The organism is Caballeronia sp. LZ028, assembly GCF_031451415.1.
Lineage (GTDB): Bacteria > Pseudomonadota > Gammaproteobacteria > Burkholderiales > Burkholderiaceae > Caballeronia > Caballeronia zhejiangensis.
In genome coordinates, this window is record NZ_JARUXN010000004.1 from 534888 (window position 1) to 558678 (window position 23791).

At 64.8% G+C, this 23791-nt stretch carries 18 protein-coding genes; 2 read left to right on the forward strand and 16 right to left on the reverse strand.

From position 1 onward, the window contains the following. Positions 1-126 precede the first annotated feature (126 nt). Positions 127-1086 carry a LysR family transcriptional regulator gene (locus QCE58_RS25240; RefSeq protein ID WP_033537142.1) on the forward strand — a complete coding sequence of 320 codons (960 nt, stop codon included), beginning with the start codon at positions 127-129 and terminating at the stop codon, positions 1084-1086. A gap of 1 nt (position 1087) precedes the next feature. Here QCE58_RS25240 and QCE58_RS25245 read toward each other — a convergent pair whose 3' ends face one another. The 12 genes from QCE58_RS25245 to QCE58_RS25300 form a co-directional block, all read right to left on the reverse strand. Then, on the reverse strand, positions 1088-1771 hold the full coding sequence (locus QCE58_RS25245; RefSeq protein ID WP_008353646.1) for a Fe2+-dependent dioxygenase: 684 nt from the start codon (positions 1769-1771) through the stop codon (positions 1088-1090). A gap of 63 nt (positions 1772-1834) precedes the next feature. Continuing rightward, on the reverse strand, positions 1835-4048 hold the full coding sequence (locus QCE58_RS25250) for a TonB-dependent siderophore receptor (RefSeq protein WP_175979196.1): 2214 nt from the start codon (positions 4046-4048) through the stop codon (positions 1835-1837). Positions 4049-4449: 401 nt separating this feature from the next. After that, a complete protein-coding gene (locus QCE58_RS25255) occupies positions 4450-5403 on the reverse strand; it encodes a LysR family transcriptional regulator (protein ID WP_250521597.1) in 954 nt (317 codons plus the stop codon). A 70-nt stretch (positions 5404-5473) separates the two neighbouring features. Then, positions 5474-9979, reverse strand: coding sequence for a cellulose synthase subunit BcsC-related outer membrane protein (locus tag QCE58_RS25260; RefSeq protein WP_250521598.1), 4506 nt, complete (start codon positions 9977-9979; stop codon positions 5474-5476). Beyond that, complete coding sequence (gene bcsZ / locus QCE58_RS25265; RefSeq protein WP_175979199.1) at positions 9973-11115, reverse strand: cellulose synthase complex periplasmic endoglucanase BcsZ; 1143 nt, start codon at positions 11113-11115, stop codon at positions 9973-9975. The genes QCE58_RS25260 and bcsZ overlap by 7 nt, the downstream gene beginning before the upstream one ends. 1 nt (position 11116) lies before the next feature. Then, complete coding sequence (gene bcsB / locus QCE58_RS25270) at positions 11117-13606, reverse strand: cellulose biosynthesis cyclic di-GMP-binding regulatory protein BcsB (RefSeq protein ID WP_250521599.1); 2490 nt, start codon at positions 13604-13606, stop codon at positions 11117-11119. A 2-nt stretch (positions 13607-13608) separates the two neighbouring features. Then, positions 13609-15825, reverse strand: a complete 2217-nt coding sequence (bcsA, locus tag QCE58_RS25275; RefSeq protein WP_250521600.1) for a UDP-forming cellulose synthase catalytic subunit — start codon at positions 15823-15825, stop codon at positions 13609-13611. Next, positions 15822-16610 carry a cellulose biosynthesis protein BcsQ gene (bcsQ, locus tag QCE58_RS25280; protein ID WP_250521601.1) on the reverse strand — a complete coding sequence of 263 codons (789 nt, stop codon included), beginning with the start codon at positions 16608-16610 and terminating at the stop codon, positions 15822-15824. The genes bcsA and bcsQ overlap by 4 nt, the downstream gene beginning before the upstream one ends. Beyond that, complete coding sequence (gene bcsP / locus QCE58_RS25285) at positions 16607-17341, reverse strand: cellulose biosynthesis protein BcsP (RefSeq protein WP_250521602.1); 735 nt, start codon at positions 17339-17341, stop codon at positions 16607-16609. The genes bcsQ and bcsP overlap by 4 nt, the downstream gene beginning before the upstream one ends. Before the next feature lie 122 nt (positions 17342-17463). Further along, on the reverse strand, positions 17464-17919 hold the full coding sequence (gene bcsD / locus QCE58_RS25290; RefSeq protein WP_008353636.1) for a cellulose biosynthesis protein BcsD: 456 nt from the start codon (positions 17917-17919) through the stop codon (positions 17464-17466). Positions 17920-18495: 576 nt separating this feature from the next. After that, a complete protein-coding gene (locus QCE58_RS25295) occupies positions 18496-18693 on the reverse strand; it encodes a hypothetical protein (RefSeq protein WP_008353634.1) in 198 nt (65 codons plus the stop codon). Positions 18694-18745: 52 nt separating this feature from the next. After that, the gene (locus tag QCE58_RS25300) at positions 18746-18982 is read right to left on the reverse strand and encodes a hypothetical protein (protein WP_033537140.1); all 237 of its coding nucleotides are present in this window, start codon (positions 18980-18982) and stop codon (positions 18746-18748) included. Between the two features lie 153 nt (positions 18983-19135). Here QCE58_RS25300 and QCE58_RS25305 point away from each other — a divergent pair, with 153 nt between their 5' ends. Further along, positions 19136-19750: an NAD(P)-dependent oxidoreductase gene (locus QCE58_RS25305; RefSeq protein WP_008353633.1), complete on the forward strand. Its 615-nt coding sequence runs from the start codon at positions 19136-19138 to the stop codon at positions 19748-19750. Between the two features lie 6 nt (positions 19751-19756). On the opposite strand, the gene QCE58_RS25310 is transcribed toward QCE58_RS25305, so the two are convergent. The 4 genes from QCE58_RS25310 to QCE58_RS25325 all read right to left on the reverse strand — a co-directional run bounded on the left by QCE58_RS25310 (position 19757) and on the right by QCE58_RS25325 (position 23785). Beyond that, complete coding sequence (locus tag QCE58_RS25310) at positions 19757-20224, reverse strand: DUF3331 domain-containing protein (RefSeq protein WP_144403834.1); 468 nt, start codon at positions 20222-20224, stop codon at positions 19757-19759. Between the two features lie 348 nt (positions 20225-20572). Further along, complete coding sequence (locus QCE58_RS25315) at positions 20573-21409, reverse strand: ABC transporter permease (RefSeq protein WP_008353631.1); 837 nt, start codon at positions 21407-21409, stop codon at positions 20573-20575. Between the two features lie 5 nt (positions 21410-21414). Next, a complete protein-coding gene (locus tag QCE58_RS25320) occupies positions 21415-22686 on the reverse strand; it encodes an ABC transporter permease (protein WP_051079071.1) in 1272 nt (423 codons plus the stop codon). A 64-nt stretch (positions 22687-22750) separates the two neighbouring features. Then, positions 22751-23785 (reverse strand): ABC transporter substrate-binding protein, encoded by a 1035-nt coding sequence (locus tag QCE58_RS25325; RefSeq protein WP_250521603.1) that lies wholly within the window; start codon positions 23783-23785, stop codon positions 22751-22753. Positions 23786-23791 lie beyond the last annotated feature (6 nt).

Genomic DNA, 23791 nt, shown 5'->3' on the forward strand with positions numbered 1-23791 from the left:
CCGATTGTAGGCAAGCGGACCGGGCGGATTAATGTGCAAATCAGGGAACATTCTTTCCTGATTCAACAACAATCGATCGCGCGCCAAGGCGGACAATAGCGCTTCCGAAGTGAATGTGACGGTTTGATGGACACCCTACAGAACATGCGGGTTTTCACTCGCGTGATCGAAGCCGGCAGCTTCACGGCTGCGGCTCAGTCGATGAACTCGACGACCGGCGCGATGTCGCGCGCCGTATCCGAACTCGAAGCCCATTTGCGCACGCGCCTGATGAACCGCTCCACGCGGCGTCTCGCGCTGACATCGGCGGGCGAGCGTTATCTGAAGCGCGTGCGGCAGATTCTCGCCGATATCGACGGCGCCGAAGAAGAAGCAAGCTGCGCGTATGAGCATCCGACGGGCACGTTGCGCATGTCCAGTTTCGCGAGCGTCGGACAACATTACATATTGCCTGCGATCGCGCGATATCGCGCGCTCTATCCCGATGTGAAAGTCGAACTCACGCTATCGCAGCGCATGCCCGATCTCTTCGAAGGCAGCAGCGACGTAGCGGTGGTGTCGGCGGGCGCGCTGTCGGATTCCGAAGTGATTTCGCACAAGCTGGGCGAGACCTTCAGCATTCTGTGCGCGTCGCCGGAATACATACGTTCGCGCGGCGCGCCCGACGTGCCCGCCGATCTCGCGCAACACGATTGCCTCACGCTGCAGACGCCCGCGTTTCCCGCGCGCGAGTGGACGCTCGAAGGGCCGGAAGGCCGCGAGACGATGCAGATCAGCGGAACGGTGCAGGTGAACATCGCGGAATCGCTCGTCGTCGCGATTCGCGAAGGCATGGGCATCGGCATGTTGCCGCTCTATGCTGCGATCGAAGGCTTGCGCAATGGCTCGCTCGTGCGCGTGCTGCCGCAGCACACGCTGCAGCGCACGAATCTCTATGCGCTCTATGCGTCGCGCAAGTTCGTCGATGCGAAGACGCGTACGTGGGTCGAATTCCTGCGCGCGCATCTTCCCGACGTGATCGCGCGCGATGAAGCGTTGCTCGCGGAAGTGGGCCGAACGCCATCGAAGGTTCTGCGCGCCGCGTGAATCACGTATCGCTCCACATGCGCAACAGGTTGTGATAGCAGCCGACGAGCGTGCGTTTCGCGCTTTCGTCGCCGTTGGTCGCATTCAGGCGTTGAATGGAGTTGTCGAGATCGAAGAGCAGCGCGCGTTGCGCATCGTCGCGCACGAGGCTTTGCGCCCAGAAGAAACTCGACACGCGTGCGCCGCGCGTGACGGGCCGCACCTGATGCAGGCTCGTCGCGGGATAGACGATCGCATGTCCCGCGGGCAGCTTCACTTCCTGCACGCCGTACGTGTCTTCGATGATGAGCTCGCCGCCGTCGTATTCGTCGGGCGGCGTGAGAAAGAGCGTGATCGATACATCGGTACGCACGCGCGCGCCATGCCCCGGCACGATGCGGATCGCGCCATCGACATGACTGCCGAAATGCATGCCGCCTTCATAGCGATTGAAAAGCGGCGGATACACGCGATTGGGCAGCACCGCGCTGATGAAAAGCGGATGACGCTCCAGCACGCCGACGAGCGCGTCGCCGAGTTCGAGCGCGATCGGCGAGCCTTCCGCGATCTGCATGTTGCGCTTGACCGGCGCGCCCTGATAGCCCGCGGTCGCGCGGCCATCGACCCAGGAGTCGCTTGCTTCGAGACGCGCGCGCATTGCGGCGGCGTCCTCGGGGGAGAGCACGTTCGGTATCGAGAGGATCATTGTTATTGCCTTCGCGAGCGCGCGCCATGAGTCGCATGGCGCGCGCATTCGCATCACATCACATCAACGGAAGCGGTAATTCAACGTCGCGATGAACGTGCGGCCGAGACCCGGCACCGCGCGTCCGCCATCGGACGGAATCAGGGCGTCGTAGTACTTCTTGTCGAACAGGTTCTGCACGTTGAACTGGATATCGTAGCGCTTCTGATGATATGCGGCCATCGCGTCCCAGCGCACGTAGCCGCCCGCTTGAACGAGATTGTTGTTCGCCGCGTAGCGCGACGATACATACGAAGGCCCGCCGCCGATCTGCCATACGGGCGTGAAGTCGTACGTCGTCCACAGCGTCAACATGTGCTTCGGCGTGTTGGCGGGCGTGTTGCCTTGCGTGCCGTCGAATGCCTTCAGGATGGTGCCATCCATGTACGTGTAGCCGCCGAACATCTGCCATTGCCGCGTGATGTGGCCGGCGATGCCGAGCTGATAGCCGCGCACGCGCACGTCGCCATCGAGTGAATAGCTGCCGTCCGAAGCGAGCGTGCGCGCATTGGTCTTCTCGATGTTGAAGAGCGATTGCGTGATCGACAGGCCGCCGTTCAGCAGATCCCACTTCGAGCCGATTTCATAGGACTTGTTGTGCTCGGGCGGCAGGTTTTGCTGGCCGTTGGTGAGCGTGAGCGCTTCGAGCGACGGATCGAACGACGTGCCGTAAGAGACGTAGTACGACTGCCAGTCCGTCGGCTGCCATACGACGCCTGTGCGCACGCTCGTGAAATAGTTCGTCTGTGTCGCGTAGCCGGGCTGATTGATCGAGTTGTTGATCGCCGCTTCATAGCGGTCCCAGCGCACGCCGCCGATCCACTTCCAGTGCTCGCCGATCGAGATGGTGTCGTTCAAATAGACGCCGATGCCGTTCGCGCTCGACTCCGCGAGATTGGTCGCCACTTCGCGATAGTTCGCCGGACGCGGCACATACGCCGGATCCACGAGCGGCACGATGGCGAGCGTGTTCGACGGCAGACCCGGCGTGGTCGCCGTGAAGGTCTGGTTGCTATACGTTTCGTGACTCAGATCGACGCCCGCGAGCATGTCGTGCTTCAAGGGGCCGGTCGCGAACTTGCCTTGAACGTCGGTCGTGTTGTAGACCGAGTGATCGTTGATGGTGCGGTCCTTGCCTTGCAGACGCACGAAGAGCGACGAGAGCGGCAGCGTCGTGTAATTGCCGTTCGAGAGCGCGGGCGACGTGCCGAGCGGGCCCGTCAGCACGGCCGCCGCGTTGGTCGCGCGCGCTTCGGTGCTGTAGTGGCTGAACTGCGTCTGGTTGCGCAGCGTGAACATGTCGTCGAAGCGATGTTCGATGCGCGCGTTCACCGTCTGCACATCCTGAATCGTGCGGTCGTCGGTGAAGCCGTAGAAGGTCTTCGTATCGACGGGCGCGGGATGGCCGTTCAACGGCGGAATGCCGTAGTCGGGCTGATCGCGGTTGTGCTGGATCAGCGCCGACAACGTCACCTGCGTCGGCGTGCCGATGCCGAATTTCACTTCGGGCGCGATGCCGTAGTCCTTGTTGATCATCTCGTCGCGCGTCGAGCCCATCGACTGGCCGAACGCGTTGATGCGGAACGCGGAGGTATCCGTCATCGGCTGATTGATATCGACCGTCGTGCGATAGCGGTCGTGCGTGCCGGCTTGCAGCGAGACATCGGCGCGCGGATTCAGCGTCGGCTGCTTGCTGACCTGATTGATGACGCCGCCCGTCGAACCGCGCCCGAAGTACAGCGACGACGGCCCGTACAGCACGTCGATCGATTCCAGATTGAACGTATCGCGATAGTACTGGCCGCGATCGCGGAAGCCGTCGAGATAGATGTCGGTGCGCGCCGAGAAGCCGCGCAGGTTGATGTTGTTGCCGATCTGGCCGCCTTCGGCCGCGCCGAGCGTGACGCCGGGCACGTTGCGCAGCGCATCGGAGAAAGAGCTCACGGCCTGCGATTGCAGCACCGCCTTCGGCACCACGACGACGGCTTGCGGAATGTCGCGCAGCGCGGTCGGCACCTTTGCGCCGACGCTCGACATCTCCGGCTGGAAGTCGGGCGCGTCGGCCTGACCCGTCACCTTGACGGCGGGCAGGGTCGCGGTTTCGGGTGCGGCGGCGGAGGGCGTGTCTTGCGGTGCGGCTTGTGCGGATTGCGGGGCGGTCTGGGCGTAAAGCGGCGCGGCCATGGGCACGGCGGCAATAGTCACCAATGCCGCAGCAAGCGGCGTCTTTCTCAACATGTCGTTTTCCCGATGCTTGTTAGTGAAATTCAAATCGGCAGCGAAGCGGGTTTTCGACTGCCGACGTTGACCGATCCGAGATCGAGGCGAAGGCGGGCGACGTCGTCGAGAAAGAACCGGCGGCGGCGCCCTGAGAGCGCACGTCGCGCTCGACGGGCTTCATTGAGTCAACCTATCAGCGCGATGGTGTTAAATGCGAATCAGTATCATTACATGTCTCAGAAACATTTGGAAATATCCTAGTTTCGCGACGGGTCTTTTTGCCCCTTTTTGTGACGGCGGCGCAACGTAAGATTCTGTAAGGTTGGCTTTGGCGCTTGGGCGGCGCCGCTGAAGGCTTGCTGGACGGGATCGAGCGGGCGAGCAGCAGGCGATGAAGAACGACGCTACGACGAAGCGCTTCAGAACCCCGCGACGCCCGATGTAACGAGCGAGTAAGGTCCGCTCGTCAATTGCTGTCTGAGAAACTCGATGCACACGCGAATCTTCGCCGAATGCGACGAGCGCGCCGACGTCACCGCCCACACGTCCGCGCGCTGCCGATAAGCCGGCAGAACGGGCACGAGACGGCCGTTTTGAAGACTGCCGGCGGCGTCCCAGATCGAGCACATCACGATGCCGAAACCTTCCTCGGCCCACTGCCGCACGATGTCGCTGTGGTTCGAAGCAATCGGCCCGGTCACTTTGACGCTTTCCTCGCCGTTCGGCCCGGCGAGCCGCCAGACGCCGAAACGCTGATCGCGCCCGCGAAACAGCAGGCAATCGTGATGCGCCAGTTCGGCCAGCGTTCTAGGCGTGCCGCGCCGTTCGAGATACGCGGGCGCGGCGGCGAGCACGCGAAAACTGTCGACGATCTTGTGCGCGATCAGATGCGGCTCCAGCACTTCGCCGACGGGAATGTCGATATCGAAGTTCTCGCCGACGAGATCGACGCGCCGGTCGAGCAGTTCGAGCCAGATTTCCAGCCCCGGATGGCGACGCCGTAGCAAGGTGAGCGCGGGCGAAACATGCTCGCGCCCGAGCCGCAGACTCGTGCCGATCCGCAAGACGCCGCGCGGATCGTCGAGGCCGGCGAAGGCGTCGGCCATGCCCTGGACGTCGTCGAGAATCTTTTGCGCCCATTGGAACGCCGCTTCACCGTCGCTCGTGATGGACACGCGGCGCGTCGTGCGCGTGAAGAGCCTGACGCCGAGACTCGTCTCCAGCATCGCAATGCGCTTGCTGACGTGCGCCGGCGAGATGCCGGTCTCGGTCGCGGCGGCGATGAAGCTCGAACGCCGCGCGACGATGCAGAACAACTGCAAGTCGCGCAGGAATTGGTCGTTGTTCGCGACGAGCGCGCTTTGCGTTTTCATTCGAACGATGTTGGCCCGCTTGCGGCAGTGGATCAAGCCTAGCCGCAAGCGCGGCGCACGCGCAAGAACATCAGTTCGACAGCGACAGATACGGCGAGCTGAACGCCTGCGGCGGAAACACCGGCTGCGCGCCGCCCTGACGCGTGAAGCTGTAGCGCACATAAACGGCGGCGAGCCACTCGCGATACTGATACGCGTTGCCGAACGATGCCGTCGCGCCGAACGCGAGTTGTGGCGCGAGCTGGTATTCGCCCGTCGCGCTGAGCGAATACGACACGCCCGTCTTGCTCTGGCCGGGATAGATCGCGCCCGCATCCGGCGTCGCGCCGGAACTCGCGGCTCGCGCCTGATACGTGCCGTTCGTCGGGAAATAGTCCGACGCGTCCTGCCGATAATGCTGCACGCCGATCGAACCCTTCAGGTCGTACGTGAAAAGCCCCGTGCGTCCCATGTATTCGACCGGGAAGTTCAGGATCACGTACTGCTGCGGGCTGAAGTAGCCGCCTTGGCCATACGTGAAGTACGACAGGTTCTTGTCGTAGTGCATCAGCGTGGTGTTGGCGCCGACGGTCAGCGTCTGGTCGGCATCCTTGATGAGACGCGTGTAGATGCCGCCGCCGCCCTTCACCGCGTTGTTGGTCGCGACCTGATTGCCGTCGAGGAACTGATACGCCGCGTTCACGTAGACGCCGCTCGTGCCGTCGTCCCAGCCGAGGTCGGCGCGCGCGCCCGTCGATGTCACGCCGCCCCATTCGAGGTTCGCGCCCTGATCGCGCGCGCCGGCGTACGAAAGCAGGCTGTCGGTGACGGCGCGGCGGGCGACGGCGAGCGAATACGACACCTTGTCGGTGATCGCGTTCTGATACTGCAATCCGCCGACGACATTGGTCTCGCGAAAGCCGAGCGGCGTCGTGCCGACATCGCCCTTGAAGTTGCGGTTCTCGTAGCCGAGCGAGAGCCCGACGCCCGTCGCCGTCTGCGAGCCGTAGTTGTTGGTCGGCGGCGTGGCGGTCGCGCCGAGGCCGGAGCCGAAGCGCGCGAGCGTGTTCGGCTCGCTGCTCGCGGTGCCGGCGTCGAGCGTGACGGGCGTCGCGCGCACGATGACGTGGCCGTTGTCGGCCTTGATGCGGCCTTCGATGGGCGCTTCGATATCGGTCAGGTTCGAGAGGCCGTCCTCGCCGTCGCGGCTGCGGAAGATGAGGCCGCCGGAAATCGTGCTCGCCTGCTCGCGATTGATCTGCGCGAGTTCCTCCGCGACGCCCGCCGTCTGCGAATTCGCGACCGGCGCCGGAACGCCGCCCGTGCTCATCGCCGCGGCTGCGGCGGCGCGCTGCGCGGGTTGCGCCTGCGACGGGTAATAAGGCTGCGCGTAGCCCGCGGGCGGCTGCGGGATGTACTGCTGCTGCGCGTACTGCGGCGGCGCGTATGGCTGCGGCGCGTACTGTTGCGGCTGCTGGTAATAAGGCTGCTGCTGCGGCGGCGGCGCGCCGTAGGCGTACGGATCGGCGGGACGCGTCGTCGCGGTCTTGGGCGATGACGCCGGCTTCCTCTTCGAGCTGGCGGGCAGCGGCGCGTTGTACGCATTGGCTTGCGCCTCGCGCGCGCCGGGCGACATCGGCCAGGGCTCGGCATACGGATCCTGCGCGGCGTAAGGCTGCTGCTGATACGGCTGCTGTTGATACTGCGGCGGCTGCGGATAAGCCGGCTGATACCCGCCATCCTGTCCCGGATACGGCTGCAACGGCGCGCCCGATTGACCCGAGCCATACGCGTCGGGTCCGTAGCCGCCGCTCGGCATCGGACGCGGCGCGGCGTTGGGCATCGTCATCGGAGCGGAGGACGGCGCGACGTAAGGCACGGAATACGGCGCGGGCTGAGGAGGCGGCAGATAGTTCGGCACGGGCTGCGAATAACCTTGAGGAAGGGCCTGACGATAAGACGCGTCCGATGCGAGCGCCGGGTTCGACGCCGTATCGACGGCCGTCTTGCCTTCGAACGGATTGGTGCCGGGCAGCGGATTCGAGCCGACACGGCTCATCGCGGTTTCCCAGCCGGGCGGGACATTGCCGCGTCCCTGCGCCGACGCCGCCGGCGCGGGCGTATTCGCGGCGACGAGCGAGCGTTGCAGGAACTGCGCGGCGAGATCGAGCTTGCCTTGCGCGCGATACATCCGGCCGATCGCGGCGAGCACGCCCGGATCGTTCGGCGCGGCTTCGTACGCCTGATTCGCGTAGGTCTGAGCGAGCTTGAAATCGCGCACGCCGCTCGCCGCCGACATCGCCGCCGTCTGCAAGCCGATATCGTCCGGACGGCGCGACAGCGCTTTTTGATAGCACGAGAGCGCGTTGCGGTCATCGCCCGCCGATGTGTACATGCGGCCGAGCGCCGCCTGCAGGTCGGCGTTGTCGGGCATCGCGGCGAGCCACGGCGCGATCACGTCGTAGGCGGCGGCGAGATCGCCTTGCCGGCGCACGACATCCGCACGCGCGATGACGATGCCCACGTTCAGATTGTTGAAGTCCGCGCGCTGCTGCGTCGTGAGCGGCATCGATTGCAGGCGGCGCATCACCGAGCCGAGCTCGGCTTCCTGCTGCGTCGCCGACAGAATGCCCGCGTATTGCAGCAGAAGACCGGTGTCGTTCGGCGCATTGGCGATGGCGCCGCGCACGAGCGACAACGCCCGCGCCGGATCGCCCGCCTTGACGTAGGCCGATGCCACCGCGCCCATCAATTCCGCATTGCCCGCCGCAACGGGTTCCGCGCGGCGCAGAATCGCGAACGCCTGCTGACGCTGACCGGACGCAGCGGCGCGCGTCGCGAGATCGGCCTGCTGATGCACCCACAGGCGATGTTGCAGCGCGGTCATCGCCGGCGTGCGTTGCGCGGCCGGAATGCGGTCGAGTTGCGCGAGCCCGGCCGGCCAGTCCTGCGTTTCGGCGGAGAGCAGCGCGCTCGCGTAGAGCGCGTCGGTCATGTCGGGATGCGTGGCGAGCAGGCCGTCCATCATGCTGCGCGCATTGCCGACCGCGCCCTGACGCACGTAGATGCGCGCGAGATCGAGCCGCAGCCACGGATCGTCGGGATTGTTGAGCAGCGCGTCTTCGAAGAGACTGCGCGCCGCACCGAGATCGCCGCGTGCTTCCGCCGCGCGCGCCTGTGCCGCCTGCGCTTCGCCGCGCAGCTTGTTGATGCCGCCGGCCTTCGCCTGCTGTTCCGTGTTCAGCCGATTGGCGAACTCGAGCGCTTCGTCGCCGCGCCCTTGCGCGGCCAGTGCGCCGACGAGTCCGCGAATCGCATCGGGATTGTCGGCCTGGCGGCGCAGCGCCATGCGATACGCCGCTTCCGCGCCGCGCGGGTCGCCGTTCGCGAGCAGCATTTCGCCGAGCAGCACTTGCGCGGTGACTTCGGACGGATCGGTTGCGATCGCGCGTTCGAACAGCGCCTTCGCTTGCGCGATCTGGCCGTTGCTGCGCGCGCCGATGGCATCGCTCGTATAGGTCCAGTAGGTCGCGCTCGTGAGCGCGTCTTTCCAGCGCGCCGCATTGCCGGCCCGCGACGCGCGTTCGAGATACGTGCGCGCTTCGGAAAAACGCTCCTGCTTCAACGACGCGACGCCCATGCCGCCGAGCGCATCGGCGTCGTTCGGATTGCTCGCCAGCACCGACGAAAAACGCGCGCGCGCCGTCACGAGATCGCCGCGATCGAGCGCGGTGAAACCTTCCGCGACGGTCCGTCCGCGCGCATCGACGGCGGCGTCGGCCTGCGAGCGCTCGCGTGCCGATTTGTCCTGCTGCACCATCGAATCGAAGCGCGCTTTGACGGCGGCGTCATCGGGCGCGACTTGCAGATACGCCTGATAAAGCGGCGCATCCGATGCGCGCGCGCCGAGCCACAAGAGCGCCTGCCGCCAGCTTTTTTTCGCGTCGGCGCCCACAGCGCTGTCGCCCGACAACTTCGCGAGCCGCGCGATGCCGTCGCGCCGCGTCGTATCGCGATACGTCAGATGCTGCGCATAGGCGAGCTGATAGCGCGGCTCGTCGGGATTCTCGCGCGCCAGTTGTTCGAGGCCGCGCCGCGCTTCGTCCCAGCCCTGCGGCGTGGCGGCGAGCGCCTGGTAATACTCCAGCTGAAGTCCGGGCGTCGCGGGCTTGCCGTCGATCGCGCGCTTGTATTCCTGCACCGCCGATGCGCTTTGTCCGCTTTGCGCGAGACGCCGCGCGTCGTTCACGGTCTGATCGCGCGAACTGGTTTCGCCAAGCCGCCGGCCGAGTTCGTCGATGTTCGGATAACTCGGCGCGACCTGGCGCAACTGCGCGAGATACTGCTGCGCGCCGCTGCCGTCCTTGCGATCGGCGAGCACCATGCCCATGCCGAAAAGCGCATCGGGCTGCTTCGGATTGATGCGCAGCACTTTCTGCCACGCCTGTTCCGCGAGATCGCCGCGCTTGTGCGCCTGCCAGTATTTGCCTTGATCGATGAGCACGTTCAGCGGATCGGCGGCGGCCTGCGCGAAGGCCATCGCCGGTGCGGCGCAGATCAGCGCCGCGATCACGCGTTTTCTGGTCTGGATCAGCATGCGCTTCTCCAGTTCGGCACGAGACGGCCGTTTTCATCGAAGCGATATCGACCGTCGATGAAACCGCCGCCAAAGAGACCGAGCACGCGATCGTAATAGACCGGCTCGCGTCCCGCGCCCGGCGGCGCGGTCAGCGCTTCGAGATGCGCGCGCGCGAGGCCCAGGCCGCGTTCGTCGTTGAGCGCCTTGAAGTACGGCGCGAGCGCGGCCCAGTAAGACAGCGGACCTTCGCCCGTCGCCGCGCCGGTCGTCACGTTGACCTTTTCCGGCGGAAAGCCCGCCTGCGCGACGCTCTGGCGCATGCCGCCGAGCGCATCGAGCCACGGACGCGCGAGCGGATCGCCCGGTGACGTCATGCCGGCCCACAGATAGACGCGGATCGCGTCGTAGCTGCCGACATCGCCGTTCTTCGGATCGACGACGAACCGGCCGTTCTGATACGCGGCCCAGTCCGGCGCGTAGCCGCGCGGCGACGTCACCTTGATCGTCTTCGCGGCGCTCTGCGCGAGCTTCGTCCACGGGCCGTCGGGCATGTCGTGCGCGAGCCCGCGCAAAACCGGCAGCGGCAGATAGCTCGGATTCAGCCGCGTCACGTCGCCGATGCGAAAGCCTTGCGGACCGGGCAGAAGCATCGGTCCGAGGCCGGGCAGGTCGACGGTTTCCTGCTTCACGATCTGCGTCGCGAGCGCGTAGGCGAGCTTCGTGTACGCCGGTTCCTTCCACAGGCGACCGGCCTGGAAGAGGTCGTACGCGATCCACACATCCGAGTCCGACGCCGAATTCGGGTCCATCACGCCGAACGAGCCGTCCGGTTTCTTGCCCCATTGCCATGCGGGCAGACGCACGTTATTCGAATCGAACTGATTGGCCGACAAGTTCGTGCGCGTCCAGCCGAGCACCCGGTCGAAGGTCGCGCGGTCGTTGGCGACGAGCGCGAAGAACAGCGCGTAGGACTGGCCTTCGGAGGTCGTCTGCTGCGCTTCGGTCGAACGGTCGATCACGCGGCCATCGGCCTGAACGACGCGCTCCACGAACAGCCGATACGCGGACCAGTCGCATTGCTGCGCCGCGTTTGCGCCCGTCACGGACGCGGCAATCGTTGCACCAGCGAAAATCTTGGCGGTCGATACCCGCATATCAGTCCCTCAGGCGCCGCGCGGCGATCGAGCGCAGCGTACGGTAGAACAGGGCCGCGATGATGAGCGCGGCGAGCACGCCGGCGAGCACCAGCAGAATCGGATGCGACGACAGCGCCCAGCGCATGTAATGCATCGGCGAAAGATGGCCGACGTAGTACGCCTCGCCGTTCGACGTGACCGTCACCGTGCGGCCGTGGATCACGGCCATCGCGCCTTGAATCGACGGCAGCAGGTCGTTGTCGAGCAGCGCCGCGGAAAGATCGGCGTCGGACTGGCCCGCCGCGCTGATGAGCGCCACCGCGCTGCGCCCGCTCTTGAGCGGCGATTCGAAGCCGGTCAGAAGCGCATCGCCGTTCGAGCTGACGAGCGACAAATCCGCGCGCGCGGGCGAGCGTTCCGGGCCTTGCTCGCCATGCCACCAGTCGACGAGCTTGAACGCGACATCGGAAAGCTGGAACGTGCGCGCGTCGCCGTCGCCGGAAAAGGGCATCTGCTTCGCCCAGCGTTGCAGCAGCGGCTGGCGTCCGGGCGAACCGAGGATCAGCAGATCCTTGTCGGCGAAGCGGTCGACGTCGTTCGCGCTCGTGACCGTCACGCCCGTCACCGGATAACCCGTCGATGCGCCCATGCGGCCCATTTCGAGCAGATACAGGCTGTAGTCGGCCGAGTTCGGCTCGTTCGGCAGCACGACCGCCGTCTGCGAAAGATCGGCCATGCGCGTGAACGGGAAGCCGCCGTTGGCGAACGCGGCCAGATCGGGCAGCGCCATGTAGTGCGGGAAACCGGAGAGATCGATGGTCGAATTCGGATCGACCGCGCCGACGACGTTATCGAGCACGCGGCCCTGGCATTCGCCCGTCTTGGGGATGTCGTAATAGAAATGCAGACGCAGTTGCGCGCGCGGCGTGATGAGCAGCGGCGGCAGATAAATCTCGCGGCGCGCGGCGACCGTCTTGTCCGGCATCACGCGGCTGAAGTAGTGACCGAGGTCGAACGTCGATGTCGATACGGCCGGAATGCGCAGCGACTGCACGAAGCCATTGTTGACGCTGATATTGAGCGACGAGCGATCCGGCGCGGGCCGCACCGTGTAGCGATAGCCGAGATCGACGGGCACGCCCTTCGTCTGCCACATGAAGAGATCGGGCGGCACGCGCAGATTCACGCGCACGGCATCGGCGTCGTAGCCGTAGGCGGTCAGGTCGCGCGCTTCCGCGAGCTCGCCGAAGCGCACGGGGCGGTCGGTCGGCAGCCAGTTGGGGGCATCGTACGGGCGGCGCGGCTGAAGGTCGTTGAACTGCGTGATCGTCGCGCTCGTGCCGGACAGCGTGTTCTGTCCGACGCCAAGGGCCTTCGCGGCGGTCTTCAGCTCGTTGTCGTCGCGGCCGAGCACGAGCAAGAGACGCCCGCGCGCGTTCGCATCGCGTTCGACGAGCGCGATCGTCGGACCGGAGACAGCCGGAATGTCGACGCCCGCGATCTTCGCATCGCCGATGGCGAACACCACGGCATTGCCCGACAGCGGCACGTTGTCCGTCTGCGCCGGAAAGATCGCGCCGCGATAGCCCGCGAGCGAGCCGAAGTACGACGCGACCATGCCGGCGGCTTCGAGCGTCGGCAGGCTCGGCTTGCCCGCGAACACGAAAGGCAGTTCGAGGCGGCGCACGTCGCGCCGGTCGAAGAACGGAGTCGGCAGCGCGGCGAGATCGGGCTTGTTCGCGATCGACGCATACGTGAGATCGAGCGAACTCGCGTTGCTGACGCTCGCCCAGAGCGTCGAGTTCGACGGATCCTCGCACTGCTGCGTGTAGTGGCCGATCAACTGCACGTTGAGGTGATTGAACTCGGTGATGAAGCGCGGATCGATCGCCACGTCGCGCGCGACCAGCGTGCCGGCCTGTTCTTTCGGCACCGGCAGCGTCGCGGCCACTTCGCCGTTGATGAGCACCTTCAACTGCGAAATCGACGGCAACAGCGACGGCGAATAGCTATAGATCAGATGCAGGATCGCGCCGGTCACGACTTCGTCGCCGCGCACCGAAAACGCGATGCCGTTCTGGCCATCGGTGCCGCGCAGTTGCAGCGGATCGAGCGCGCCGTAATCGGCGAAGGTCAGCGTCTGACGGCGGCCGCCCGGAACCAGCGTGCCGGGATCGGCGGTCGTCGGAATGCGCGACGTGAGCGGCTTCTCGGGCTTGCCGGAAAACGCGGGCACGGGCATCGCGAGTGGCGCTTGCTGAATCGACGCCGGGTTGTAGACGACGGCGGGACTCGGCGCGGGCACGGCGCCGACGCCGGTCGCCTGCTGCGCGCCGCCGGTTGCCGCAGCGCTTTCGGCCGCCGCCGCGATGGACGCGAAGGGCGCGGCGACCACCGTCTGCAAGGCCACGAAGACGGCCAGCGCGCGTGCAAAGGGTCGTTCGCAAAAACGCGGCGCGCGCTCGCCCGTTTCTTTTTCAACGCGCAACTTCGACATACCGATGCCCATTTTTATTGGTCTTTGGTTTTCAGCTTCTTCACATCGACCGGGCGCTTGTTCATCCAGGTTCGAAGGTCGCTGTACAAGTGCTCGAACAGTCCCGCGATGCCGCGCGTGCCGACGAGCAGCACATGCGACAGGCCGCGCAACGGCGTGTCCGGACGGCGTCCCTCCGACCATCCGGTCCAGGCGTCCGCGCGCGCGAAAGTGGTCTTCACGAAGTCGTATTCCTGCTCGCGCGTGAGTTGCGAGAAGCGCAGGCCGACGCGTCCGGGTTCCGTATAGCCGACCGTCGCCGGAAACGCGTATTCCTCGTCGCCGCGAAAGAGCGAGACGGTGACGCGCTCGTGCATCGGCACTTCGATCTTGCTCGGCAACGCGACGCCGACGCCGCCTTCCGAATAATCGATGGTCTCGCAGGCGAGCGTGCGGCCGGTCGAGAACTTGAGCATGACGGGCATTCTCATCGTGACGCGATGCGTCGCGCGGACCTGCTTGCGCTCGCTCGCCGCCGCCACCGATGCGCCGAGAATCAGCATGTTGTAGACCGTCCAGCAGAGGTTGAGGATGGTCGTGTTCACTTCGCTGCGCACATGCCAGTTGATGGCGATATGCACGATGCCCGCGACGAAGCCGAGCAGATTGAGGAGCAGCAGGAACAGATACGGCCGCGAGATGGACCAGTCGAAGTAATCCTTCGCGATCTGCCCGCCCTTGGCCGTCACGTTGAACTTGCCGAGCTTCGGGTTGATGACGGCGAGCAGCGTCGGCGCGGTGATGTACGACGCGAGCACCGATTCGTACACTTCGGCCCAGAACGAATGGCGGAAGCTGCGCTGCATGCGCGAATTGGTGATGCTCGCGTGCATCATGTGCGGCAGCGCAAAGATCGCGATGGTGCTCGCCGCCGCTTCGATCACATGCGCGCCGAAGAACAGATACGACAGCGGCGCGGTAAGAAACACGAGACGCGGCACGCCGTAGAAGAAGTGCAGCATGCCGTTGAGATAACACAGCCGCTGGCCGATCTTGAGGCCCTTGCCGGTAAGCGGATTGTCGATGCGGAAGATCTGCGTCATGCCGCGCGCCCAGCGGATGCGCTGCCCGATATGCCCTGAAAGACTTTCCGTGGCAAGACCCGCGGCCTGCGGAATCGCGAGGTACGCGGTCGTATAGCCGAGCCGATGCAGCTTGAGCGCCGTATGCGCGTCTTCGGTCACGGTCTCGACCGCGATGCCGCCGATCTCCTCGACCATCGAACGGCGCAGCACGGCGCAGGAGCCGCAAAAGAAGGTCGCGTTCCAGAGATCGTTGCCGTCCTGCACGAGACCGTAGAACAGTTCGCCTTCGTTCGGCACCTTGCGGAACGTGCCGAGATTGCGTTCGAACGGATCGGGCGAGAAGAAATGGTGCGGCGTCTGCAGCATCGACAGCAGCTTGTCGCGCAGGAACCAGCCGAGGCAGATTTGCAGGAAGGAGCGCGTCGGGATGTGATCGCAATCGAAGATCGCGAGGAATTCGCCCTTCGTGATCTTGAGCGCCTCGTTGATGTTGCCCGCCTTCGCGTGACGGTTATGCGTGCGGATCGTCCAGTTGACGCCCACTTCCTCGCAGAACGTCTTGAATTCGGGGCGACGGCCGTCGTCGAGTACGTGGATCGCGAGCTTGTCCGACGGATAGTCGAGCGCGAGCGCCGCGTAGATCGTCGGCTTCACGACGGAAAGCGGCTCGTTGTACGTCGGGATGAATACGTCGACGGTCGGCCACTGGCTGCGGTCGGCCGGCAGCGGCAAGGGCTTTCTCTTCAGCGGCCACGCGGTCTGGAAGTAGCCGAGCATGAGCACGAGGGTCGCGTAGACTTCGGCGGCGACGAGCAACATGCCCCAGGCGGCGTCGAGCGGACGTTCCCAGTAAGTCGTTTCCGTGAGCCGCCAGAACATGTAGCGGCCCGACGCGACGATCGACAGCATGATCATCACGAGCGTCGCGTACTGGCCTTGCAGGCGGCGAAAGCCGAGCGCGCAGACGAAGCAGATCGTCGCGAACGCGAGTTGCTGGCCGAACGCGAGCGGCACCGTGACGACGAAGTAAAGCGCGAACGCGGCGAAGAGCGTGAGCAGGATCACGACGATCCGGCTGCTCCAGATGCCTGCATCGACGAAACGTTCGAGGCGCGAGGTCGCGACGCTCACTTCGGTCTCGGGCGACGGGATCTTGGCGGAACTCATGCGAGCTTCCTCGGCGAAGCGGCCATCGCATCGACGGCCGAGAGGAGCCACTCGCCGCACGCGCGCAAATCGGCGGCGGCTTGCGACAGCGGATCGTAGTGGATGAGCGTCGTGTCGCACGCGAGCGATTCGGAGACGCCTTCGTCCTGATGGATGACGCCCGGAAACAGCTTCGTGCCGAGCATGTTGCGCAGCACCTTCAGCACGTCCTTGCTCAATTGACGCGACTGATCGACCTGATTCACGACGTAGCCCTGACCCGCGAAATCGGCGCGCGGCGCAGCGTAGGCGTCGATCATGCGCTCCATGCCGGGGATCGCGGCGTAGGACGCGGCATCGGCCAGCACGACGTTCAGCGCGAAGTTCGCCGCCGTCAGCGCGGTGCGCGTGTAGACGGACGAGCCCGGCGGCGTATCGACGATCACGATGTCGCTGGCGTCGAGCGCGAGCGAACCGAGCGCATGCGCGAGCCACGCCGGATCGCTATCGACGAGCGCCTCGAAGCGGCGGCGGTCGTCTTCGGTCACCGCGCCGTAAGGCAGCACGGTCACGCCGTCGACGCCATCGAACATCACCGTCTGCCAGGGATCGCGGCTGAGCGTCGCGCGCGAGATGCCGTCGATGCTGTCGAGCGGAATGCCGAAGTGCAGGCGCAGCGCGTTCTGCGGATCGAGATCGAGCACGATCACGCGACGATTGCGCGCGGCGAGCACCGACGCCAGATTGGCGGCGAGCGTCGTCTTCCCGACACCGCCTTTCGCGGAAACTACCGTGATGACTTTCATGAGCGTGAGAGGCGGCTCGCGCGAGCGTGCGCGTTCGTGGATTCGTCGCCCTGCGGACGGGCGTGGCGCAGGCGCTCGAACATGGCGTCGAGCGAGTTCGCGAACGCGCTCGGCGCGCTCTGCGTTTGCGGCTTGAAGAGCTTGCCGAGGATCGATTGCGGCGCGGCGGGCGCAGCGGTTGTCACCGGCGCAACTTGCGCAGGCGTGCGGCGCGCCGCGAAGTCCGTTCCGAACGAGGCGGCGGGGCGCGCGAGTTCAGTAGCGTTCGATTCGACCGGCGGGACCATTGTATGAACCGGCGCTGCGTTCGTCTTGGACACGGTCGCCGAATCTGGAATCGTTTCCGTTTGCGCCGGCGCCGATTCGCCGAGCACCGAAAAGCGCAGCGCGCTCAACGACTCCGCCGCCGGCGGATTGACGGCCGGAATCGTGCGGCGATGCGGCCGCGTGAAGAGAGGCTGCCTGCCGCGATGGATCGGCGTCGGCTTGTCGGCATGGTGAGCGGCGGGCGGGGCGGCGGCTTCGTCCGGGCGCGCCCGCGCGGCGTTCGGCTGCACGTCGTGGCGCGGCGCGATCTCCGGAATCGCCGGCTGCGCGAAGTCGAGCGTGGCAAGCAGCGGCCAGCGGGTGCGGGCCGTCGTGGCCTCCTTCTCCCGGCCGATTTCCTGATAGTCGCCTGCATTGCCGCCGAAATGATCGAAGAGCTTCTCGATATCGCGCGAAGTATTCATGATGCCGCTTCCTCGTCGTGCCTGTTCTTGATGCCTGGCCGGTGCTGCCTGTTTTTAGCCGCCCGTTCGGGGCGGTCGATGCCGCCGCGTCGAGGCGGCGGTCGCAATGTGCTGAAGATGCTTCAGGCCGCGACGCGCGCGAGCCTGAATTCGATGGCCGCGTCGTCGCCGAAGTCGCTAGCCTGACGGATCGCGAGTCCTTGTGCGCCGAGCCCGGCGAGCCATCGCTGATACGCGCCTTCGAGGAACGCCGGCGTCCATGCGAGCGCGCTTTCGCCGAAGGCGGGCAGCGGCGCGCAGAAATGCACGATGCTCAGATAGTCGCGCTCGTCGGAGAGCTCGACGAAGCCCCAGTCGGTGTCGTGCCACAGCGCGTTGAGCGCGTCGGCGAGCGCCGACGTGGAATCGCAGGGCGGCAGCGGCCGGGCTTCAGCGAAGCGGCTGCCGACGTTGTGCATCAGTTGACGCAGTTCGTTGCGCCCGATCTGCGCTTCGAACTCCTCCGCGAGCGCTGCCAAAAGGCCGCGCCATTGTCTGGAAATCTGACTGTCCAACAGATAATCGAAAATAGCGGCCATGTTTTGTTCGGCAGGGCGTGAGCCGCCGCGCGTGGTTGATCGGTCCTGCAGACTTGTTTGCGTTCTCGCGGGGGACTGCCGAACCGCGACGATGGATCCGGACGTTTGTCCAGGCGCTATGACACGTCTGAACTTACTTCAATGCAGTTGTTTTCGCCAGTAGAAACACTAGCAGAGGATTTTTTGTCGGATCGGGCGATCAGGACGCAGCAGACGACCCAATTCGGGCGTTCGGCCCTCGCGAGGATGGACGAAATATCGACAGACGCGCGCTATTCCGAAGTCGGATTCGGGCTCGCCCGCAACGGCGGCGGAAGTGTACCATCTCGTTAATGAGCAAAATCAGAGCGTTGGCTCTGAATCACACCGATTGACTTTTCGCGAAACGGCGCAGCCACGGCGTGAACTAAGCCATTGTTTTGTCTGATTAAACGGCCTAAACGCAATCGGACGCGTTGCGGGGCATTTATCTCCCGCAGGCAACGGCCGACAGGCAATCGAAACGCCGCTTCAAAGGGTTTCGCAAGGCCAAAAAAAACGCCCCGAATGGGGCGTTTCGTATGACGTTTAGAACGTTCAGGGATTCGCGCGTACGGCGTCCCTGACTGCGTCCATCACAATGCCGTAATTGAGCGGGATGTCCAGCGAATCGGAGTAGCCGGGTTCGTCGGCGGACTCCTTGGGGACAGCGTGAACCGGAATCGGTTCGTAGGCGGTTTCGCCTGCCGGATTGTCGCGTCCTTCGATGGCACCCTGCAATTGCGGATTCTTCACGGTTAACTCCTTCCGGTAATGGAGCGGCGAGGAACTGCAATATAAACCAATGTCATGACATTTTGGCGACTTCGATTTGGAAACTCGCTCCGAAACTGCTGCGGGCGGCGCGCCGGTAATCGCCGCTGTCGCGCATCTCGAAAGAGTGCGGGGCCTCTAGTTTAATGGTGCGGCGCGCCTCCGAAAGCGCCGTTTCATTATGACGATCGCATGCCGATATTGCGCCCGCCTCGCGAATTCGGCCCGGAAATTGCATGAGTCCATGTTTATCAGGTAAGTTTTTAATCATCGCCGCACGCTATTCGATTCTACGAATCGGTATTCTCCGGAAACAAACTCCATCGAAAGCGTCGGCTGTGGCGCCGGTTATTTCGCTCTATCATCAACCGCGCGGTCGGATCACGCCGGCGCGCCTGCCGCACATGCAAAGGAGAAAGTGGCAATGAGCAGAATCGCGATCATCGGGGCGACGGGCAATGTCGGCAGCCGTCTGGTGGAAGAATCGTTGCGCCGCGGACACACGGTCACGGCGATCGCGCGCGATACGTCCGGGCTCGCGCAGCGCGATGGCCTCACTCCGCTGAACGTCGATGCGCTCGATGCCGACGCGCTCGCCGCCGCGCTCGCCGGACACGACGCCGTGTTCAGCGCGACGCGCTTCGCCACGGTCTCCGAGCCGGCCATCGTGGAGCCGGTGAAGCGGGCGGGCGTGCGGCGCCTGCTGGTCGTGGGCGGCGCGGGCAGCCTGTACGCGGCGCCCGGCCAGCGCGTGCTCGATTTGCCCGATTTCCCCCCGGCGTACAAACCGGAAGCTACGGCGGGCGCGGCATTTCTCGACGCGTTGCGGCGCGAACGCGACGTCGACTGGACGTTCATCTCGCCGTCGGCGGAATTCGTACCGGGTCCGCGGACGCAGAAATTCCGGCTCGGCGTCGACGAATTGCTCGTCGACGGCAGCGGCCGTAGCTGGATTTCGTTCGATGATTACGCGATCGCGTTTCTGAACGAGTTCGAACGCGAATCGCACATCAAACAGCGCATCACCATCGGATATTGAACGCCGTCAGCCGTGCAAATCGACTTCCATTTGCTCGGCGTCTTTGGGCATCGCGGCGGCCAGAATCATCGCGGATGCGTTTTGCGGCTTCGGATCGCGCTGCGACGGCCGATAAACCTGATCCCCGCGATGAATCGGCATTCCCGATAGCGAGCACACGCCTTCGGCCGTCGCCGTGGTTGCGCGCCAGCCCTGATAGCCGTAGTGGCACGTACCGGGATCGGACCAGTACACGAGCGCCGTCGCGCTGCTCGGGCGCTCGATCACGCGCACGATGGCTTGCGGAAACGGCAGCCGATCATCCGAATGATGCGGATGCGTGCGATTCCAGTCGCGCGTCAGGCGTTCGAGAAACGCGCTCTCCGCGCGGGCGGATTTCTGGGAAGGTGCGGTGCGGGCGATATCCGTGGGCATCGCCTCGAGCAGGTGAACCGTCTGTGACCACGGGTCCGCTCTTTTCGTAAAAGCTGTCATGGCATTGTTCCAGGCTTTGACTCGACCTAGAACGTACGTCATTAAGCATATTCCGATAAATACCGCATCAGTGAATACACTATCCCGTTGCTGCGAATAATCGGGCGGCAACACAAGCGACCCTTCGTCGCGCCTTGGTGGGCGGGCGTTTAAGCGATTCGTAAGCTCCCTCGCGGGCCGGTGCAGACCGAAAAATCGATCGGAATCTCCCTCGTTCGCGAGGGTTTTGCGCGATTTGTACGGCAAGCGCACCTGGCGCGGATGCGAGAGCGACAGCGAGGCCCCGATCGGAGCCTCGCGGGATGGGCCCTTCGCATAGTCCGCGATGCGCGTCGCGGACCGGCCAATTTACGCGACGGCGCGCGCCGCCGCGCGGCCTCGCAGCCACTCCAACGCGAGCAGCAGGCTCGTCGAGAACACGATGAGAATCGTTGCGAGCGCCGCTATCGTCGGGCTGATATTTTCGCGGATGCCGGTGAACATCTGCCGTGGCAGCGTCGTCTGGTCGGCGCCGGCGAGAAAGAGCGTGACCACGACTTCGTCGAACGAAGTGGCGAACGCGAACAGCGCGCCCGAAATCACGCCCGGCGCGATGACCGGCAGCGTCACGCGGAAGAACGTCTTGAGCGGGCTCGCGCCGAGCGACTGACTCGCGCGCACGAGATTGTGGTTGAAGTTCTGCAACGTCGCGCCGACGGTCGTCACGACGAAGGGCACGCCGAGCGCCGCGTGCGCCAGAATCAGCCCGAAATACGTGTTCGCGATGCCGAGCGGTGCAAAAAACAGATACATGCCGACGCCGACGACGATCACCGGCACGATCATCGGCGAGATGAGCACGGCCATCAGCACGCTCTTGCCGATGAAATTCGCCTTCGTCAGTCCGACCGCGGCGAGCGTGCCGAGGATCGTCGCGACGAGCGTTGCCGAAGGTGCAACGATGAAGCTGTTCTTCGCCGCCATGCGCCATTCCTGCGACATGACGAGGTTGTGATACCAGCGCATCGACCAGCCGGGAATCGGATAGACGAGGAACGTGCTCGACGAGAACGACAGCGGCACGATTGCAAGCACAGGCAGGATCAGATACAGGAGCGTCAGCACGCACAGGATGCGCAGCGCGAAATACCAGATGCGCTCGATCGCGGACGTGTGCGGCGCGAACATCGGTTTGGCGAGTTTCATCTTCTTTACCCCAGGCTCACGTTCGCGCGCGTGAAGCGGCCGTAGACCACGTAGAGCAGCAGCGTCGCGGCGAGCAGCAGCGCGCCGAGCGCGCACGCCATGCCCCAGTTGATCGTCACGTTGGTGAAGTAGGCGATGTAATAGCTGACCATCTGATCGTTCGGCCCGCCGAGGAGCGCCGGCGTGATGTAATAGCCGATGGCGAGAATGAACACGAGCAGCACGCCCGCGCCGATGCCCGGATACGTCTGCGGCACGTACACGCGCCAGAACGCGGCGAACGGATGACTGCCGAGCGACACGGCCGCGCGCTGATACGTCGGCGGCACGGATTTCATGACGCTGTAGAGCGGCAGGATCATGAACGGCAGCAGGATATGCGTCATCGAGATATACACGCCGACACGATTGAACAGCAGCGCGAGCGGCGAGCCGATCAGTCCCGCGCCGATCAGCGCCGTGTTCACGAGGCCCTCGCTTTGCAGCAGCACGATCCACGCGGCGACACGCACCAGTACCGACGTCCAGAACGGGATCAGCACGAGCACCATCACGAGGTTGGCGCGGCGTTCGGGCAGCGTCGAAATCCAGTACGCGAGTGGATAGCCGAGCAGCAAGGCAAACAGCGTCACCCCGACGCCGATCACGAACGTGCGGCCGAATACGTTCAGATAAATCGATTGATCCGGGTCCGCATGGACGATATTGCCGAAGCCGTCCTGCTTGTGATCCAGCGACGCGAGGACATAGAACGGCGAATAGCGGCCGGCGTTCTTCGCGATCGCCTGCCAATAGGCGGGATCGTTCCAGCGCTCGTCGAGTTCGACGATCTTCGACTTGATCTGCGCGGCGGGCAGCGGCTTGCCGTCGTCGCCGGTGAGCGGCATCGCGCGCGCGGTCTTCGCGACGAGCGAGCGGTAGCCCGGAATCTCGGTGTTCAGCCGGCGGGCGAGGGCGCCCATCGATTCGCCTTCGGAAATCGCGGTCAAATCCTGCGCGAGCGCGGCATACGCTTCATCCGATGGCGGCGTCTTGCGGTCCCATTTCGCGAGCGCGGCGCCGGTGTGCGGCAGCGCATTGGCCACTTCGGGATTTTCGATGGCGCGTGTGAGCAGCGCGCCGATCGGCACGACGAAAATCAGAAACAGGAAGATGGCGAGCGGCGCGATCAGCGCGAGCGCCATCGCGCGCTTTTTCGCATCGGCGATCTTCAGTTCGCGCTTCAGACGCGCGCTCGATTCGCGCGATTCTTCCGCGGGGATCGTCATGGTGTTCACGCTTGTGTCTCCTTCTTGACGGTCGCGCCTCCTGGCGACGCGCGACCGTCGCGCCAGCCAGTGCTTACTTCGACGCCCACGCGGTAAAGCGCTGCTCGAGCTCGTCCCCGTGATCGGTCCAGAACGCCATGTCCTGCAGCACGGCGTTCTTCGCGTTCTCAGGCGAGTTCGGCATGTCGGCCTTGGTCTTCGCGTCGAGCGCGGCGATCGCGGCCTTGTTCACCGGGCCGTACGCGATGTTCTTCGCATAGATTTCCTGCGGCTTCTGCGACACCGAATACGCGATGAACTGCTGCGCGACGTCCTTGTTCGGCGAGCCCTTCGGAATCGCCCAGTAGTCGAGGTCGTAGATGCTGCCGTTCCAGACGACCTTCAGGTTCTTGCCTTCCTTGCGCGCAGCGTCGATACGGCCGTTGTACGCGGTGGACATCACGACATCGCCCGCGACGAGGAATTGCGGCGGCTGCGCGCCCGCTTCCCACCACTGAATCGACGGCTTGAGTTCGTCGAGCTTCTTGAATGCGCGATCCGCGCCCGCCTTGGTGCCGAGCACCTTGTAGACGTCCTTCGGCGCGACGCCGTCGGCCATCAGCGCGAATTCGAGGTTGTAGCGCGCGCCCTTGCGCATGCCACGCTTGCCGGGGAATTTCTTCGTGTCCCAGAAGTCCGCCCAGCCGGCCGGAGCGGTCTTCAGCTTGTCGCCGTTGTAGGCGAGCGCGGTGGACCACACGAAGAAGCCGACGCCGCAGGTTTGCGGCGATTCGGGCACGAGATCGGATTTCTTCGCGATCTTCGACCAGTCGAGCTTTTCATAGAGACCTTCGTCGCAGCCGCGGCCGAGATCGCCGGATTCCACTTCGACGACGTCCCAGTTGACGTGCTTCGCTTCGACCATCGCCTTGACCTTGGCCTGCTCGCCGTTGTATTCGACGGCCGTGACCTTGTTCTTCGACGACTGCTCGAAGGGCTGGTTGAACGCGACTTTCTGCGCGTCGCCGTTCGCGCCGCCGAAGTTGACGACGGTGATTTCCGCCGCGCCCGACACTGCCGACGCGCATGCGAGCGCCGCCGCCATGGAACACAAAGCGAACTTCTTCATGATGGT